18 protein-coding genes are annotated in these 15,401 nt (G+C 71.7%); 6 read left to right on the top strand and 12 right to left on the bottom strand.

Features of this window, described 5'->3' with window-relative positions:
- The 3 genes from ACIBTU_RS39010 to ACIBTU_RS39000 form a co-directional block, all read right to left on the bottom strand.
- A partial coding sequence (locus ACIBTU_RS39010) for an alpha-amylase family glycosyl hydrolase (RefSeq protein WP_399131536.1) occupies nucleotides 1-851 on the bottom strand: 851 nt, incomplete at its 3' end.
- Between the two features lie 20 nt (nucleotides 852-871).
- Nucleotides 872-2,872, bottom strand: coding sequence for an alpha-1,4-glucan--maltose-1-phosphate maltosyltransferase (locus tag ACIBTU_RS39005; RefSeq protein WP_399131535.1), 2,001 nt, complete (start codon nucleotides 2,870-2,872; stop codon nucleotides 872-874).
- A 70-nt stretch (nucleotides 2,873-2,942) separates the two neighbouring features.
- Nucleotides 2,943-3,185 (bottom strand): DUF5133 domain-containing protein, encoded by a 243-nt coding sequence (locus ACIBTU_RS39000; protein WP_399131537.1) that lies wholly within the window; start codon nucleotides 3,183-3,185, stop codon nucleotides 2,943-2,945.
- Between the two features lie 315 nt (nucleotides 3,186-3,500).
- On the opposite strand from ACIBTU_RS39000, the gene ACIBTU_RS38995 reads away from it, so the two are divergent.
- A complete protein-coding gene (locus ACIBTU_RS38995; RefSeq protein WP_399131534.1) occupies nucleotides 3,501-3,920 on the top strand; it encodes a pep a2 in 420 nt (139 codons plus the stop codon).
- Between the two features lie 20 nt (nucleotides 3,921-3,940).
- Entirely contained in the window at nucleotides 3,941-6,055 is a 2,115-nt protein-coding gene (gene glgX / locus ACIBTU_RS38990; RefSeq protein ID WP_399131532.1) for a glycogen debranching protein GlgX, read from the top strand.
- A 10-nt stretch (nucleotides 6,056-6,065) separates the two neighbouring features.
- Here the strand turns inward: glgX and ACIBTU_RS38985 are convergent, their stop codons facing one another.
- Complete coding sequence (locus tag ACIBTU_RS38985; protein ID WP_399131531.1) at nucleotides 6,066-6,869, bottom strand: VOC family protein; 804 nt, start codon at nucleotides 6,867-6,869, stop codon at nucleotides 6,066-6,068.
- Between the two features lie 246 nt (nucleotides 6,870-7,115).
- Here ACIBTU_RS38985 and ACIBTU_RS38980 point away from each other — a divergent pair, with 246 nt between their 5' ends.
- Both ACIBTU_RS38980 and ACIBTU_RS38975 read left to right on the top strand, forming a co-directional pair.
- Nucleotides 7,116-7,931, top strand: coding sequence for a SigB/SigF/SigG family RNA polymerase sigma factor (locus ACIBTU_RS38980; RefSeq protein WP_399131530.1), 816 nt, complete (start codon nucleotides 7,116-7,118; stop codon nucleotides 7,929-7,931).
- Nucleotides 7,932-7,976: 45 nt separating this feature from the next.
- Nucleotides 7,977-8,771 carry a SigB/SigF/SigG family RNA polymerase sigma factor gene (locus tag ACIBTU_RS38975; RefSeq protein ID WP_399131529.1) on the top strand — a complete coding sequence of 265 codons (795 nt, stop codon included), beginning with the start codon at nucleotides 7,977-7,979 and terminating at the stop codon, nucleotides 8,769-8,771.
- 19 nt (nucleotides 8,772-8,790) lie between these two features.
- On the opposite strand, the gene ACIBTU_RS38970 is transcribed toward ACIBTU_RS38975, so the two are convergent.
- Entirely contained in the window at nucleotides 8,791-9,165 is a 375-nt protein-coding gene (locus ACIBTU_RS38970) for a hypothetical protein (protein WP_399131528.1), read from the bottom strand.
- Nucleotides 9,166-9,296: 131 nt separating this feature from the next.
- Here ACIBTU_RS38970 and ACIBTU_RS38965 point away from each other — a divergent pair, with 131 nt between their 5' ends.
- Both ACIBTU_RS38965 and ACIBTU_RS38960 read left to right on the top strand, forming a co-directional pair.
- The gene (locus tag ACIBTU_RS38965) at nucleotides 9,297-9,869 is read left to right on the top strand and encodes an isochorismatase family cysteine hydrolase (RefSeq protein WP_399131527.1); all 573 of its coding nucleotides are present in this window, start codon (nucleotides 9,297-9,299) and stop codon (nucleotides 9,867-9,869) included.
- Between the two features lie 10 nt (nucleotides 9,870-9,879).
- Nucleotides 9,880-10,839 (top strand): TIGR03557 family F420-dependent LLM class oxidoreductase, encoded by a 960-nt coding sequence (locus ACIBTU_RS38960; protein ID WP_399131526.1) that lies wholly within the window; start codon nucleotides 9,880-9,882, stop codon nucleotides 10,837-10,839.
- 4 nt (nucleotides 10,840-10,843) lie between these two features.
- Here the strand turns inward: ACIBTU_RS38960 and ACIBTU_RS38955 are convergent, their stop codons facing one another.
- The 7 genes from ACIBTU_RS38955 to ACIBTU_RS38925 form a co-directional block, all read right to left on the bottom strand.
- Nucleotides 10,844-11,509: an HAD family hydrolase gene (locus ACIBTU_RS38955; protein WP_399131525.1), complete on the bottom strand. Its 666-nt coding sequence runs from the start codon at nucleotides 11,507-11,509 to the stop codon at nucleotides 10,844-10,846.
- Complete coding sequence (locus ACIBTU_RS38950) at nucleotides 11,509-12,540, bottom strand: iron-containing redox enzyme family protein (RefSeq protein WP_399131524.1); 1,032 nt, start codon at nucleotides 12,538-12,540, stop codon at nucleotides 11,509-11,511. The genes ACIBTU_RS38955 and ACIBTU_RS38950 overlap by 1 nt, the downstream gene beginning before the upstream one ends.
- Nucleotides 12,537-12,770 (bottom strand): CDGSH iron-sulfur domain-containing protein, encoded by a 234-nt coding sequence (locus ACIBTU_RS38945; RefSeq protein ID WP_399131523.1) that lies wholly within the window; start codon nucleotides 12,768-12,770, stop codon nucleotides 12,537-12,539. Before ACIBTU_RS38945 ends, ACIBTU_RS38950 begins: the two co-directional genes overlap by 4 nt.
- Complete coding sequence (locus ACIBTU_RS38940; protein WP_399131522.1) at nucleotides 12,754-13,410, bottom strand: HemK2/MTQ2 family protein methyltransferase; 657 nt, start codon at nucleotides 13,408-13,410, stop codon at nucleotides 12,754-12,756. The genes ACIBTU_RS38945 and ACIBTU_RS38940 overlap by 17 nt, the downstream gene beginning before the upstream one ends.
- Nucleotides 13,407-13,586, bottom strand: a complete 180-nt coding sequence (locus tag ACIBTU_RS38935) for a hypothetical protein (protein ID WP_399131521.1) — start codon at nucleotides 13,584-13,586, stop codon at nucleotides 13,407-13,409. Before ACIBTU_RS38935 ends, ACIBTU_RS38940 begins: the two co-directional genes overlap by 4 nt.
- 162 nt (nucleotides 13,587-13,748) lie before the next feature.
- The gene (locus tag ACIBTU_RS38930; RefSeq protein WP_399131520.1) at nucleotides 13,749-14,966 is read right to left on the bottom strand and encodes a cytochrome P450; all 1,218 of its coding nucleotides are present in this window, start codon (nucleotides 14,964-14,966) and stop codon (nucleotides 13,749-13,751) included.
- A gap of 64 nt (nucleotides 14,967-15,030) precedes the next feature.
- The gene (locus tag ACIBTU_RS38925; protein WP_399131519.1) at nucleotides 15,031-15,357 is read right to left on the bottom strand and encodes a plasmid stabilization protein; all 327 of its coding nucleotides are present in this window, start codon (nucleotides 15,355-15,357) and stop codon (nucleotides 15,031-15,033) included.
- Nucleotides 15,358-15,401 lie beyond the last annotated feature (44 nt).

Below are 15,401 nucleotides of genomic sequence, written 5' to 3'. Positions count from 1 at the left end.
ATGTGGCATTCGTCGCCGCCGGAGCGGTAGTCGCCGAAGTAGTCGACGACGTCCTCGGGCCACTGGTTCGCCTCGGCCAGCAGCACCGTGTCGGGATAGTGGGCGTCGATCTCCGCGCGGACCCGCTTCAGGAAGGCGTGGGAGGCGGGCAGGTTCTCGCAGTCGGTGCCCTCTTGCGCGTACAGGTAGGGCACCGCGTCCAGGCGGTAGCCGTCGATGCCGAGATCGAGCCAGAACTTGAGGGCGGCGAGGATCTCCTCCTGGACCGCCGGGTTCTCGTAGTTGAGGTCCGGCTGGTGCGAGAAGAAGCGGTGGAAGTAGTACTGGCCCCGCACCGGGTCGTACGTCCAGTTCGAGGCCTCGGTGTCGACGAAGATGATCCGGGCGTCCGCGTAGCCGCTGTCGTCGTCGGCCCACACGTAGTAGTCCCCGTAGGGGCCTTCGGGATTCTTGCGCGACTCCTCGAACCACATGTGCTGGTCGCTGGTGTGGTTCATGACGAAGTCGATGATCACGCGGATGCCGCGCTGGTGCGCCGCGTCGACGAACTGCACGAAGTCCGCCAGGTCGCCGAACTCCGGCAGCACCGAGGTGTAGTCGGAGACGTCGTAACCGCCGTCTTTCAGCGGTGACTTGAAGAACGGCGGCAGCCAGAGGCAGTCGACGCCGAGCCACTGGAGATAGTCGAGTTTCGCGGTGATGCCCTTGAGGTCGCCGATGCCGTCGCCGTTGCTGTCCTGGAAGGAGCGGACGAGGACCTCGTAGAAGACCGCGCGCTTGAACCAGTCGGGGTCGCGGTCCTTGGCCGGCGTGTCCTCGAAGGTGTCCGGAACGGGCTCGTTCATGAACATCATGTGGGTGACCCTCCGAGTCAGTGGTGAGGACGGTCGCCGACCGCGAGGACGTGCGCGGGCGCGCGGCCGGGTTCGAGGCGCACGTACGCGGATCGGCCCCAGTGATAGGTCTCGCCGGTCAGTTCGTCCCGTACGGGGACGGTGGCGTCCGGGGCGAGTCCCAGGTGTGCCATGTCCAGGGAGACCGTGGCCTCCTGGGTGTGGTGCGGGTCCAGGTTCACGACGACCAGAACCGTGTCCTCGCCCTCGCGCTTGCTGTAGACGAGCACCGCGTCGTTGTCGGCCTCGTGGAAGCGGAGGTTCCTGAGGAAGCGCAGGGCCGGATGGGCGCGGCGGATCTCGTTGAGCCGGGTGATCAGCGGGGCGATCGTGCGGCCCTCCCGCTCGGCCGACTCCCAGTCCCGCGGCCGCAGTTCGTACTTCTCCGAGTGCAGGTACTCCTCGCTGCCCGGCCGCACCGCGGTGTTCTCGCACAGCTCGAACCCGGCGTACACACCCCAGCTCGGTGCCAGCGTCGCCGCCAGGACGGCCCGGGCCTCGAACGCGGGGCGCCCGCCCTCCTGGAGGTGGCCGGGCAGGATGTCCGGGGTGTTCACGAAGAAGTTCGGCCGCAGGAAGGCTGCGGTCTCGGTGGCGAGTTCGGTCAGGTACTCGGTCAGTTCCTGTTTCGTGTTCCGCCAGGTGAAGTACGTGTATGACTGCTGGAAGCCGGCCTGCGCCAGCGCCCGCATCACGGGAGGCCGGGTGAAGGCCTCCGCGAGGAAGACGACGTCCGGGTCCGTGCCGTTGATGTCGGCGAGGACCGCGTCCCAGAACGCCACCGGCTTCGTGTGCGGGTTGTCGACCCGGAAGATCCGCACCCCGTGCGCCATCCAGAACCGCAGCAGGCACACCGTCTCGGCGACGATCCCGGGCAGGTCCCGGTCGAAGGCGATCGGGTAGACGTCCTGGTACTTCTTCGGCGGGTTCTCGGCGTACGCGATCGTCCCGTCGGCGCGATGCGTGAACCACTCCGGGTGCTTCTCCACCCACGGGTGGTCGGGGGAGCACTGGAGGGCGAAGTCGAGGGCGATCTCCAGGCCCAGTTCGCGGGCCCGTGCGACGAACGCGTCGAAGTCGTCGAGGGTGCCCAGGTCCGGGTGGATCGCGTCGTGGCCGCCCTCCGGGGAGCCGATCGCCCAGGGGACGCCGACGTCGTGCGGGCCGGGGGACAGGGAGTTGTCGGGGCCCTTGCGGAACGTCGTGCCGATGGGATGGACCGGCGGGAGGTAGACGACGTCGAAGCCCATCGCGGCGATCGCGGGCAGCCGCTCGGCGGCCGTCGCGAACGTGCCGCTGACCGGCGGTTTTCCGGGCTCGAGGACCGCGCCCTCGGAGCGGGGGAAGAACTCGTACCAGGACCCGTACAGGGCCCGCTCCCGCTCCACCAGCAGCGGCAGGGCGGGGGAGCGGGTGATCCGCTCGCGCAGGGGATACCGCGCGAGGACGGCCTCCACCTCGGGAGTCAGCGCGGCCCCGAGCCGTTCGGCCGGGGTCCGCTCCTCGTCCTGCAAGGCGTCCACCACGGCCAGGAGCACCTGGCGCTCCGGGCCCGGCGGAACACCGCGAGCCGCGCGCCCGTACAGGAGCGCGCCCTCCTCCAGCATCAGCCCGCTGTCGAGGCCGGCCGGGACCTTGACCTCGGCGGCCCGCCGCCAGTCGGTCACCGGATCCGTCCAGGCCTCCACGCGGTACGTCCAGCGGCCCTCGGTGTCCGGGGTGACTTCCGCGGACCAGCGGTCGGTGCCGGGGGACAGCTCGCGCATCGGGGTCCAGGGACCCGCGCGGCCGTCCGGGCCGCGCAGCACGACATCGGCGCCGACCGCGGTCCCGGCCTCGGCGAACACGGTGGCGGTGACCTGGAAGGTCTCGCCGGGGACCGCCTTCGCCGGGCGCCGGCCGCAGTCGACGAGCGGCTGGATGTCCCGTACCAGCACGGTGGCGGTTAGTACGGAGCCTTCTGCCAAGGCTGACAACATCGGTTTCTCCTCGCCGGTCCTGCGTGGGGCCGAGGACGCGGATTCATCGACGCGGATGCTTGGATGCGGATCACAGGTGCGCGTTCACGGGACCCGGCCGCGCGGGCCGGGTGGTGCCGTGACGCAGATACTGCTCGGCGGCGTCGGCGGCCGTCCGGGCCTGGCACTCGCCCATCAGCACGCACAGCGTGTACGCACTGTCCTCGAAGCGCATGCGGATGGCCCGGTCGGCGGGGTGGGCGAGCGTCAGCCGCTCCCACGCCCGGTAGTACCTCAGATGACGCGCGACCTCGGTTTTGGCGGGCATGATCACCACGGGGGCACCATTCTTGTCGGGGCGTGCTCCCCGCGCGTGGCTCGGACACCGAACGGCACCGAACCATGGCGCGCGTGAACCGGGTCGGCTCACGGGAAAGGGAGTACGCCTCACTCATAGTGCATTCGCGAACACCCTGCGTCCTGTTGGGAATTCAACGACGCCTGAGGCGGGGGTGACTCCTGTTGCGTGACGGCCGCGATCCTCACAGTCTTGAGTGACCCAGGAGCGACTGCCGCCCACGCTCCGTGTCCGGGACCGTGCCGCCGCCGGTGCGAAGGGCAGCAGGCTTCGCCGAGAGGAGCCAGAACCATGGAACCCACGCTCTCCCGCCACTACCACCTCGACGTGGAGGTCGGCCCGGAGCAGATCGGGCAGGTCGAGCGCATTCTCGCCGCACATCTACGGCATTGGGGGCTGCGCACGCTCGCGGACCCCGTCTGCCACTGCACCCGGATGCTGCTCCAGGACATCGAGGACCACGGCGCTGACAAGACGGCCGTCGTCGAGATGTGGTGGACCGGGCAGCACCTCGTCACCGCGGTCTCGGACCACAACCGCGAACTCCCCGCGGCCCAGGCCGAACGGCAGGACCTGAGCAGCCGGATCGCCGAATGGAGCGACGGCTGGGGCAGCTACCCCGCGCCCACCGGCAGGACCGTCTGGTTCACGTGCCGGGTGCGGCTGCCCGAGCCCGAGCCGCTCGCCGCCGCGGTACCCGTACCCGGCTGAACCCCGCAGGAGGCAGGCGCTTGGAGATCTGGACCGGCAGCCCGTTCCCCCTGGGCGCCACACCCGACGGCGAAGGAACCAACTTCGCCCTGTTCAGCGAGGTCGCCGAACGGGTCGACCTCGTCCTGATCGACGACGACGGCACCTGCCGCACCGTCCCGCTCACCGAGGTCGACGGCTTCGTGTGGCACTGCCGGATCCCGGGCGTCGGCCCCGGTCAGCGCTACGGCTACCGGGTGCACGGCCCCTGGGATCCGGCGGCCGGACATCGCTGCAACCCCGCCAAGCTGCTCCTCGACCCCTACGCGCGGGCGATGGAGGGGGCCACGGACAACGACGCCGCGCTCTTCGAGCGGGCCTCGCCCGGCCCCGAGCCGGCGGACAGCGCCCCGCACACCCTGCTCTCGGTCGTCACGGACCCCTCGTTCGACTGGGGCGACGACAAGCCGCCCCGCCGGCCGTACGCCGAGACCGTCGTCTACGAGGCCCATGTGCGCGGCCTGACCCTCACCCACCCCGACGTGCCCCCGGCGCTGCGCGGCACCTACGCGGGACTCGCGACGGAACCCGTCATCGCGCACCTCACCTCGCTCGGCGTCACCGCCGTCGAGCTGATGCCCGTCCACCAGTACATCCACGACGGGTTCCTCGTCGACCGCGGCCTGACCAACTACTGGGGCTACACCTCGATCGGCTTCTTCGCCCCGCACAACGCCTACGCGGCGCACCCCGCCCTCGGCGAGCAGGTCACCGAGTTCAAGACCATGGTCAAGGCGCTGCACCGGGCCGGCCTCGAAGTGATCCTCGACGTCGTCTACAACCACACCGCCGAGGGCAACGAGAACGGGCCCACGCTCGCCTTCCGCGGCATCGACAACGCCTCGTACTACCGCCTGCACCCCGACGACCCGGCCCGCTACTTCGACACCACGGGCACCGGGAACAGCCTCCTGATGCACCACCCGAACGTCCTCCAGCTGGTCATGGACTCGCTGCGGTACTGGGTCACCGAGATGCACGTCGACGGCTTCCGCTTCGACCTCGCGGCCACCCTCGCCCGCCAGTTCCACGATGTGGACCGGCTGTCCGCGTTCTTCGACCTCGTCCAGCAGGACCCCGTCGTCGGCCGCGTCAAGCTGATCGCCGAACCCTGGGACGTCGGCGACGGCGGCTACCAGGTGGGGAACTTCCCGCCGCTGTGGTCGGAGTGGAACGGCAAGTACCGGGACTCCGTACGGGACTTCTGGCGCGGCGCCGACCACACCCTCGCCGAGTTCGCCTCCCGGCTGACCGGCTCCTCCGACCTCTACCAGCACGAGCGCCGGCGCCCGCGCGCCAGCGTCAACTTCGTCACCGCGCACGACGGATTCACCCTGCGCGACCTCGTCTCGTACGACACGAAGCACAACGAGGCCAACGGCGAGGACAACCGGGACGGGGAGAACGAGAACCGGTCCTGGAACTGCGGCGCCGAAGGCCCCACCACCGACCCCGCGATCCTCGAACTCCGCGCCCGCCAGCAGCGCAACTTCCTGGCCACCCTCATGTGTTCGCAGGGCATCCCGATGCTCGCGCACGGTGACGAACTCGGCCGCACCCAGCAGGGCAACAACAACGCCTACTGCCAGGACAGCGAGCTCTCCTGGATCGACTGGAACCTCACCGGCGAACAGCGGCAACTGATCGACTTCACCCGCCGTGTCATCCGGCTCCGCGCCGAACACCCGGTGCTGCGCAGACGCCGCTTCTTCCGCGGCGACACCGCCACCCGCGCCGCACAGCCCCTGCCCGACCTGGTGTGGCTGCGCCCCGACGCGCGCGAGATGACCGACGAGGACTGGCGGCGGCCCGACGCCCACGCCCTCGGCGTCTTCCTCAACGGCGATGCCATCGCCGAACCCGACACCCGCGGCCGCCGGGTCGTGGACGACTCCTTCCTGCTGCTCATGAACAGCTACCGCGAGCCCGTCGCCTTCGACCTGCCCGGCGCCGACTACGGCGAACGCTGGACCACCCGGATCGACACCACGGACGCCCGCGGTGACGCCGACGAGACCGAGCACAAGGCGGCCAGCCGGATCCTCCTCGCGCCCTACAGCCTGCTCCTGCTCTCCCGGCCCGCCCGCACCGCCTGAGCGCGGGCGGTCAGCCCGCCGGCCGCGCGTACACCACGAAGCGGGCGCCGTCCGGATCGCTCAGCGTGATCTCCGGACGACCCGCGGCCCGCGCCACGAGCGAGCCACCGTGGTCCAGAGCGGCGCGGGCGCAGGCCTCCACGTCCTCGACCGCGAAATGGATCTGCCAGCGCGGCCGGATCGCCGGATCCGGCGCCGACTCCACCGCGCCCGAGTGGATGCGGGCCACGATCTCGCCCTCACTGCGCAGGACGACGCTCTCGTCCTCGTAACAGGCCTCGCAGCACCCCTCGGCCTCCGACGCCCAGCCGAGGACCTCCGCGTAGAACATGGCGGCGTCGAACGCGTTGCGCGTGTGGAGCTCCATGAAGGCCGGGGCGGCGCGCCGCCACTTCTCCCAGCCGGTGACCAGCTCGCCCTCCCAGATGCCGAAGACGGCCCCGTCGCGGTCGGCGAGCATCGCCGCCCGCCCGGGCGGGAAGGAGATCGGGCCCAGAGCCGTGGTGCCGCCCCGCTCGTAGCCGCGGGACACCGCCCGGTCCGCGTCGTCCGTGGCGAAGAACGGCGTCCACGCGAAAGCCGTGTCCCCCATGCTCCGAACGGCTGACACACCGGCCACCGGCACCCCGTCCACGCTCGCGAACCGGTACCGGTCGCCCAGCTTGCCGACCCGCCACTCCCAGCCGAGGACGGCGGTGTAGAAGGACTGGACAGCCTCCAGATCGCGGGTGGTCAGACTGACCCAGCACGGGGCACCGATCACCGCGTGACTCGACAGGGTTCCGCCGTCGACGGCTGCGCTCTGGCTGTTCATCTTCGTACCGTTCCGGGGTGAGGCCCCCCTCGAACCCATCTTTGCACCATCCCGAAAGCTTGAGCCTCCCGCGTTGGCCGGATCGGTCCGTTCGGGCGGACAATGGTGGGGTACCCGTTACGTCGATGCTTTGGAGCGAAGGCATCTTCCGCGAGCGGCGCGGCCGCGCCCGGGGAGATGACGCTCCTCGGAGTGACGCGCTTCTCGCGAATCCAGCTCAACGCATTCGTTGAGGAGCGATTTCTCATGCTCACCGAAAGGATTGACCGGACACGGTCGCGAAGCCGTACCCGCCGCCGTCACGACGACGCTCCCGACACGTCGGCACTGTTCGCGCGGATGGCCGGGCTCGAACCCGGCGCCGAGCGGGATCTGCTGTGCGAGGAGGCCGTGACGGCCTGGCTGCCCATGGCGCACCGCATCGCGCGCCGCTTCCGGGACAAGGGCGAGAGCATGGAGGACCTCCAGCAGATCGCCGCACTCGGCCTGCTGAAGGCGGTGAACCGCTACGACCCGACGCTCGGCGCGTTCGAGTCCTACGCCGTGCCCACCATCACCGGCGAACTGCGCCGCCACTTCCGCGACCACCTGTGGGACCTGCACGTGCCGCGCCGGGTCCAGGACCTGCGCAACGCGGTCCGCGCCGCACACCGCACCCTGACGCAGCAGCCCGGCGGACAGCGGCCGAGCGTGGCTCAGATCGCCGAACAGGCCGGTCTGACCGAGGACGAGGTCCGTGAGGGCCTGTCCGCGATGGAGAGCTACCAGGCACGCTCGCTCGACGCGGAGATGTCCTTCTCGGACGGCGGGGGATGCACCATCGCGGACACGCTCGGCGAACCGGAACCGGCCTACGACCGGGTCGCCGAGCGCGAAGCGGCCAAGGAGGGCCTGAGCCGTCTGCCCGAGCGTGAGCGCACGATCCTCTACCTGCGCTTCTTCCGCGACATGACGCAGATCCGGATCGCCGACCTGCTCGGCATCTCGCAGATGCACGTGTCGCGCCTCATCCGGGAGAGCTGCGCCCGGGTCCGCAGAGAAGCCGGCGAACTGCCCGCCTGACCCCTTCACCGAAGTGACGAGCCACGCCGAGGAGAGACCCCCTTTATGGCCACTCACCGTGTGCACGACGACGCGCCCGACACCGAACAGGCGTTCCTCCGCCTCGCCGACAGCCCGCGGGGACCCGAACACGACGTACTGAGCGAGGAACTGGTGGAGGCATGGCTGCCCATGGCCCACCGCCTCGCCCGGCGCTTCAGGAACAAGGGCGAGAGCGTGGAGGACCTCGAACAGGTGGCGGCCGTCGGCCTCGTCAAGGCCGTCGACCGCTACGACCTGGGGAAGGGGCCCTTCGAACCCTTCGCCGTGCCCACCATCACCGGCGAACTGCGCCGCCACTTCCGCGACCACACCTGGGACGTCCGTGTCCCCCGCCGGGTCCAGGACCTGCGCAACCGGGTCCGCTTCGCCCGCCGCGACCTCATGAACCGGGCCGGACAGCAGGAGAAGGAGCCCGGCGCCGAGGAGATCGCGCGCGAGACGGGGCTGGCCCCGGACGAGGTGCGGGAGGGCCTGGAGGCGCTGAACAGCTACCGCAGCCTGTCCCTGGAAGCGGAGACGGGGTCCTCCGAGGACGGCTTCAGCCTCGCCGACAGCCTCGGCGCGCCCGACCCCGGCTTCGAGCTCGTCACCGACCGCGAAGCCGCCAAGGACGGCCTGCGACTCCTGCCCGAACGCGAGCGCACCATCCTCTACCTGCGCTTCTTCGAGGACATGACGCAGGCGCGCATCGGCGAGGAGCTCGGCATCTCGCAGATGCACGTGTCGCGGCTCATCAGCCGCAGCTGCGCGCGGATCCGTGACCGTGCCCACCGCGCCCCGCAGCCGCAGGCCGCGTGAGCGGGCCGGACACGGCGGCTCAACGGGCGGTGAGCCGGAACTGGCAGTCGCGTTCCTGGTCACCGGAGACCGACCCCGTCTCCTCCACCGTGAAGGCCTGCGCCAGGACGTCGCGCAGCGCCGTCACCCCGTGCGGCGAACCCTGCGCGTTCAGCGCCACCGGCCCGTCGAGCCCGGCGGCCCCGGCGTCCGCACCGGCCGCCGGCCGCTCGGCCTCCGGGTCGACCTCGGCGGTCCACACCGTCGGGTGGGCAGGGACGTGGGAGCCGCCCGCGCCGGCCGGTGCGGCCACGGGCGCGCCGGACAGCACCCCGAGATGGGACAGGACCCGATGTGCGTCGTCATCCGTGCAGTTGCTGAGCATCACGGTGACCAGGTGGTCTTGGAGTGTCATGAGGATCTCCTGCTCGCCTCCGACCGGGGGCGCCCCGGCCGATGTCGTCTGCGGAGCCCGGGTTCCCGCGCAGGCGCGGGCCAGTCCCGGCGGCACGCTTCAGGACCATTGTTCCTGGGTACGCGGGAGCGATGCCAGTCAACGACGGTGGCGCGGCCCTCATCGTGATCGACATGATCAACACGTACGACCACGAGGACGCGGAGCTGCTGCTGCCCGCGGCCCGCAAGGTCGTGCCGGTCGTCGGTGAGCTGCTCGCCGCGGCACGGGCCGGGGGCGTGCCCGTCGTGTACGTCAACGACAACTTCGGACAGTGGCGCTCCCACCACGGTGAGATCGTCGACGCCGCCCTCGCCGGGCGGCACGCCGACCTGGTCGAGCCGATCACGCCCGACGAGGACGCGCTGTTCGTCGTGAAGGCACGGCACTCGATCTTCTTCGAGACGCCGCTGTCGTACCTGCTGTGGGAGCTCGACGTGCGACACGTGATCCTGTGCGGTCAGGTCACCGAGCAGTGCGTGCTGTACTCCGCCCTCGACGCCCACATCCGGCACCTGGACGTGACGGTCGTCAGCGACGCCGTCGCCTCCATCCACCCCGAACTGGCCGACGCGGCACTGGAGATGATGCGCAGGAACATGGGAGCGCGCGTACTCAGGGGGCAGGACATCGCCTTCGCGGGCGACGGGGGCCGCACCACGTGAGGAGCAAGTGATGGCACGCTACGGATACTTCCTGGCGAGCGAGGAGTTCACCCCGGCGGAGCTGCTGGACCAGGCACGGGCCGCCGAACAGGCGGGCTTCGAGTGCCTGGCGATCTCAGACCACTACCACCCCTGGACCGACGCGCAGGGGCAGAGCCCGTTCGTCTGGTCGATGATCGGCGCGCTCGCCCAGGTGACGTCACTGCCCGTGACCACGTTCGTGACCTGCCCCACCCTCCGTATGCATCCGGCGGTCAACGCGCAGGCCGTGGCCACCTCCGGCGTGCTCACCGGCAACCGTTTCCGGTTCGGCGTCGGCACCGGCGAGGCCCTCAACGAGCACGTCCTCGGGGACGCCTGGCCGGCCGTGGACGTCCGCTTCCAGATGCTCGAAGAGGCCGTGCAGGTCATCCGTGAGCTCCTCACCGGCGACGAGGTCACCCACCGCGGCCGCCACTACACCGTGGAGAACGCCCGCCTCTACACCGTCCCCGACGAGCCCGTGCCCATCCACGTCTCCGGGTTCGGCCCCAAGGCCGCCGCGCTCGCCGGGCGGATCGGCGACGGCTTCGTCACGATGACGCCGGACAAGGAACTGGTGGGCCGGTTCCGCCGCTCCGGAGGCGGCCAGAAGCCGGTCCTCGGCGGCCTCAAGGTGTGCTGGGGCACCGACCGGGAGCAGGCCGTCAAGACGGTCCACCGGCTGTGGCCCACCCAGTTCCTGCCCGGCGAACTGGGGCAGGTCCTGCCCAGCCCCGCCCACTTCGAGCAGGCCTCCTCGCTGGTCACCGAGCAGGCCGTGGCCGACGGCTCCGTCTGCGGCGACGACACCGAGGAGCATCTCCGCGCGGTCTCCGCGTACGCCGACGCCGGTTTCGACGAGGTGTACGTCGGCCAGATCGGCCCGGACCAGCAAGGGTTCTTCGACTTCTACCGCAGCGAGGTGCTGCCCGCACTGCGGGGAGCCTGAGGACTCAGGAGCGCCCGAAGGCGCTGCGGTCCAGGTGACGCAGCAGGTCCGCCGTGTCCTCGTACACCTCCGCGGCGCCCGCCGCCTCCAGCTCGGCGCGGCACACGCCACCGCTCAGCACCCCGACCGGGGTGACACCGGCCCGGCGCCCCGCCCGCATGTCCCACACCGAGTCGCCCACGAAGGCGCTGTCCCCGGGCTCCGCCCCGACGAGGCCGAGCGCGTGCCACACCGGCTCGGGCGCGGGCTTCCCCGCGTCGACGTCGTCGGCGCTCGCGGTCGCGTCGATCGCCTCGTCGGCGTCGAGCGCCGCGCGCAGGGCTTCCAGTTCGGGGCCGCTCGCCGAGGTGGCGAGGACGACGGGCCAGCCGTCGTCGTGCAGCCGGCGCAGGACGTCGGCCGCCCCGTCGAACGGTGCGAGGCGCTCGTGCCAGGTGCCGTAGAGGGCCTTGTGGCCGGCGCCGATGGCCGCGTCCTCGTCCTTGTCCCGGTCCGGGCCGAGGAGATGGGCGAGAAGGTCGGTGGAGCCGAGGCCGATGGCGCCGTGCACCGAGGTCATCGGGACCCGGTGGCCCGCCTGGCGCAGGGACTCCCACCAGCACACGGCGTGCAGGTGAGTGGTGTCGACGAGGGTTCCGTCCACGTCGAAGACCGCCGCTCGCGCAGTCATCACGGGGCTCCTTCCGGCAGGGGTTCGAGCAGGGCGCTGTCGCCGTGCCGCCAGCGGGTCAGCAGGTGCGCGGCGAGCCGGTCCTCGAGGAAGCCGGTGGCGCACGCGCCGAAGGCGACGTCACCGTCCAGGGACGGCTCGGCGCGCAGCAGCCCGCCGACGACGTCGCGCCGGACCACCTGCTCGTGCACGGCGTCGGCCTCCACGTGCTCGTCGTAGAACCGCTGGGCGGCCGGGCCCGCGCCGAGGCGCCGCAGCCCTTCGGCGAGCCGGCGGGATCCGGGGGACGAGGTGATCTCGACCGCTGCGAAGTGGCCCACCAGGGCGCCGCGCAGGCCGCGGTGCAGTCCGAAGAGGGACATGACGTTCACCGGGGCGAGGGCGGCGGCCGGAGCGCGGTCCAGGTAGTGGCCGTACGCGGTCTCCAGGCCGAGGTCCGTCATCAGGTCCGCGAAGAGGCGGGCGTGGACGTCCTCGGGGCGCCCGGCGCCGAACTCGTCGTACTCGACGGCCACCATCGCCGCCTTGGCCCGGCCGTACAGGCGCGGGACGACCCACGCGTGCGGGTCGGCCTCCTTGAGGTGGTAGAGCGAGCGCAGCGCCGCGTACTCCCTGAACTGGCGGGCGGTGCCGTCGCGTTGCAGGTGAGGGGTTACGCCGTCGGGCTCGTGTCCGGCGGGAGGCTCGACCTGGAGGTCCTCCAGGACGTCTGCCGCGTTTCCCGGCGGGGTCGCGTCAGCGCGCAGGGCGGCGAGCAGGCGCCGCTCGAGCCGTCGTCGTACGGCCAGCAGGCCGGGGTCCCATTCCCGGTCCGGGTCGACGCCCCGGAAGCCCTGGTAGTGGAGCTCGTAGAGCACGTAGAGGGCGAGCTGGAGGTCGTCGCCGTAGGGGTCGGCGGCCGCGTCGTCGGGAGGTGGTGGCGTGGGCTCGTCGTGCCTCAGTGCCGTCGTCGTCCAGTGGGACAACTCTCCGCGGGCGGGCGGCAGTTCGGGCGTGTGGGCGCGGGGCTCCGGTGGCGGGGCGGGCGTCACGACGGGTCCGTCCGCGGGGGTGCGGGGGAGTGGCGGCGATGGCTCGTGTCGCACCAGGGGTAGGCGCGGCTGCGGCGGCAGGTGCAGATCGCCACCTGGAAGCGCCGGGAGGTGTGCACCACGCCGTCGGCGTCGGTCACCTCGACCGGGCCCTCCACGAGCAGCGGGCCCGTGCGGTCGGCCGTGATGCGGCACGGGCGGGGCTCACGGCGTTCAGAGGAGTTCGGCACGGATGACCACCAGTTCCTCGGACGTGGTTTCCCGGTCGAGCAGACCGTGCGCGCACAGCCAGTTCCGGCGCCCGCGCAGGACCGGCCCGAACGGTACGAAGGCGCGGTCGATCACCGCGCTCTTCATCCCGAGCCCGGCCAGCCGGTCGAGGCTGGCCTCCTCGTCGCACAGCGCGGAGTGGACCATGAGGAGGGCGCCGCCGGGGCGGAGCACCCGCGCGGCGGTGTCGCAGACCCGGTCGACGACGCTGCGGCCGGTCGGGCCCCCGTCCCACGCCTGTGCGGCGCCCCGGCGGGGCAGAGGTCGGGGCGAGGGAACGTACGGCGGATTGCTGACGGCCAGATCGAAAGGGCCGAGCCCGTGGACCGAGCCGAGATCGCAGTGCCGCACCCGCACCGGGCGGCCGGACAGGCGTGCGTTCAGACGCGCCGTCCACACCGCCCGCCACGCGATGTCGACAGCGGTCACGCGGGCCCCCGAGCGCGCGGCCGCCAGGGCCAGCGCCCCTGATCCGGTCCCGAGGTCCAGCACGGTGGAGCGGCGGGCGACGGGCTCCTTGTCCAGGGCCCGGATCAGGAGCGCGGTGTCGTGGCCGGGCCGGTAGACGCCGGGCGCGGCCAGAAGGCGTGAGCGGATCACGGGAACAGGGCGATGCCCACGAGGATCACCAGAATGACAGCGGTGATCAGCAGGACGGTCGCCAGCGTGCCCCGGTGCTTGATCGGACGCGTCGGACCCCCGCCGCGCGGGCGGTCGTCGGGCATCCAGGCATGAGGCGAACGGTGGTAGAACTCCTTGTCGCCGGGGTCGACCATGATGTGTCACTCCCTCTCGTGCGGGTGGGGCTTCGGGGAGGACCTCCGGGTTCCCCGCGCGGCCGTCTTGAAGCGGACCGACTCCGTCCGGGTGTAGGCGCGACCAGGGGTTCTCCGTGCTTCTCCGTGCTTCTCCGCGGTTCTACGGCGTTCTACGGAGTTCTATGGCGAGGGCGTCATCACGAACCCACTGCGCGGCGCCGTGGGCACGCGGCCGAGCGGGATGCGCAGATCCTGCTCGGGGACGGGGTAGGGCAGCTCGGCGAGATGGGGGATCAGGGTCTCCAGGACGGTCAGGACGACGTCCTCGCCCGGGCACCGGTGGTGGACCGCCGGATCGCCGCCGCCCTGCGGGACCAGTTCGTCCCGTCCGGGCTCGCGGCCGAGGAAGCGGCCGGGATCGAAGGTGTACGGCTCGGGCCACAGCTCCGGGTCGTGGTTCTGCCCGTACAGGTCGAGCAGCACCATGCTGCCCTCGGGGATGTCCTGGCCCGCCCAGCGCAGGTCGGCGGCCGCGATCCCGGCGACGAAGGGGGCGAAGGGATAGAACCGGCGGACCTCCTGCGCGAACGCGCGCGCCCAGGCCGCGTCCCCGTCGGCGAGCCGCTTGCCGTGCTCGGGCCACCGGTGGAGGGTGTGCGCGGCGAAGGTCAGGAACCAGGCGACGGCCACGGTCGGCCGGAGCACGTTGAGGATCTCGACCGCCGCCGTGTGCGGATCGAGGAGCCGGCCGTCGTCGTCCCGGTGATCGGCGACCGCCCGCAGCACCGAGCCGTCGGGTGCCTCGCGGTCGCCGTCGCGGACCTCCGTGACCAGGCGGGCGATCCTGTGCTCCTGCCGGCTGCGCGCCCGGCGCGCCCGCAGGTGCCGGGGGCCGGCCGAGGCGAAGCCGTCCACCATGGCGATCAGGTCGCGAGCCGTTCCCTCCGCCTCGTCGCCGGAGAGCGGGACGCCGGACCAGTCGCACACGGCACGCGTCAGCAGCAGGCCCGCCTCGTCGAAGAAGACCAAGCGGTCGAGGTCGTCCCAGCGGCGGCGCGCCCGGGTCCACTGGTCGGCGAGGTCCGCCGCGAGACGGTCCAGGCCGCCACGGTCCTGGAGCAGCGCCGTGAACAGGGCCTTGCGGACCCGGTGGCGCGCCCCGTCCAGGGTGTGCACGGCGCCCCGGCCGAACAGCGTGTCGAGGACCGGGCCCGGCAGAGCGCCGCGGCGCACGACGTGCCGCTCGTCGTAGAAGAAGCGGACCGCGTCGGGCCCGTGCAGCGCCACGACCTTCTTGCCCAGGAGGCGGCCGGTCACCGGCCGGCCGTCACGGCGACGGCGGCGGTCGGGCAGCCACGCGTAGCCCTCCACCAACAACGGCAGGGTGCTGTCGAACATCCGGAGTCTCCGTTCCCGTGCGCAGGGGGCCCGCCCGGGGTCGGTACGGGCGGGCGTGGCGGGTTCAGCGTCCGAGCGCCCTGGCCAGTTCCCGCTTGTTCATGGACGAGCGCCCCTCGATGCCGCGCTTCTTCGCCTCCTCGTAGAGCTGGTCCTTCGTCGGGCCTCCGGCGCCGCTGTGGGACCGTTCCCCACCGCGCTGCGACGCGGACTTCTTGTCCTGCGTGGAGACCTTGCTCGCGGTCCTGGACTCCCCGGACCGGGCGCGCTCCTTGTTCACCGTGCGCGCCGCGATCTCCTTGGCCCGCTCGGTCGACTCGCCGCGTTCCTCGGCGCTCTCCTTGATGTGCTCGTACTGGCGTTCCCGCTTGGCGTTCGAACCTCGTGGCATGACGGTCTCCTCTCCGGCCCGCCGAGTACCCCGGCCTGCGGAAG

It is taken from the genome of Streptomyces sp. NPDC050145, from assembly GCF_044460245.1.
GTDB lineage: Bacteria > Actinomycetota > Actinomycetes > Streptomycetales > Streptomycetaceae > Streptomyces.
Note: the sequence above shows the minus strand (reverse complement) of the source record. Positions and strands in the feature narration are given on the sequence as shown.

Bases quoted from the DNA above. Each gene is read 5' to 3' on its own strand.
- ACIBTU_RS39005 (WP_399131535.1), bottom strand. From the start codon at position 2,872: ATGTTGTCAGCCTTGGCAGAAGGCTCCGTACTAACCGCCACCGTGCTG.
- ACIBTU_RS38995 (WP_399131534.1), top strand. From the start codon at position 3,501: ATGGAACCCACGCTCTCCCGCCACTACCACCTCGACGTGGAGGTCGGC.
- ACIBTU_RS38985 (WP_399131531.1), bottom strand. From the start codon at position 6,869: ATGAACAGCCAGAGCGCAGCCGTCGACGGCGGAACCCTGTCGAGTCAC.
- ACIBTU_RS38980 (WP_399131530.1), top strand. From the start codon at position 7,116: ATGCTCACCGAAAGGATTGACCGGACACGGTCGCGAAGCCGTACCCGC.
- ACIBTU_RS38975 (WP_399131529.1), top strand. From the start codon at position 7,977: ATGGCCACTCACCGTGTGCACGACGACGCGCCCGACACCGAACAGGCG.
- ACIBTU_RS38970 (WP_399131528.1), bottom strand. From the start codon at position 9,165: ATGACACTCCAAGACCACCTGGTCACCGTGATGCTCAGCAACTGCACG.
- ACIBTU_RS38965 (WP_399131527.1), top strand. From the start codon at position 9,297: ATGCCAGTCAACGACGGTGGCGCGGCCCTCATCGTGATCGACATGATC.
- ACIBTU_RS38960 (WP_399131526.1), top strand. From the start codon at position 9,880: ATGGCACGCTACGGATACTTCCTGGCGAGCGAGGAGTTCACCCCGGCG.
- ACIBTU_RS38955 (WP_399131525.1), bottom strand. From the start codon at position 11,509: ATGACTGCGCGAGCGGCGGTCTTCGACGTGGACGGAACCCTCGTCGAC.
- ACIBTU_RS38935 (WP_399131521.1), bottom strand. From the start codon at position 13,586: ATGGTCGACCCCGGCGACAAGGAGTTCTACCACCGTTCGCCTCATGCC.
- ACIBTU_RS38930 (WP_399131520.1), bottom strand. From the start codon at position 14,966: ATGTTCGACAGCACCCTGCCGTTGTTGGTGGAGGGCTACGCGTGGCTG.
- ACIBTU_RS38925 (WP_399131519.1), bottom strand. From the start codon at position 15,357: ATGCCACGAGGTTCGAACGCCAAGCGGGAACGCCAGTACGAGCACATC.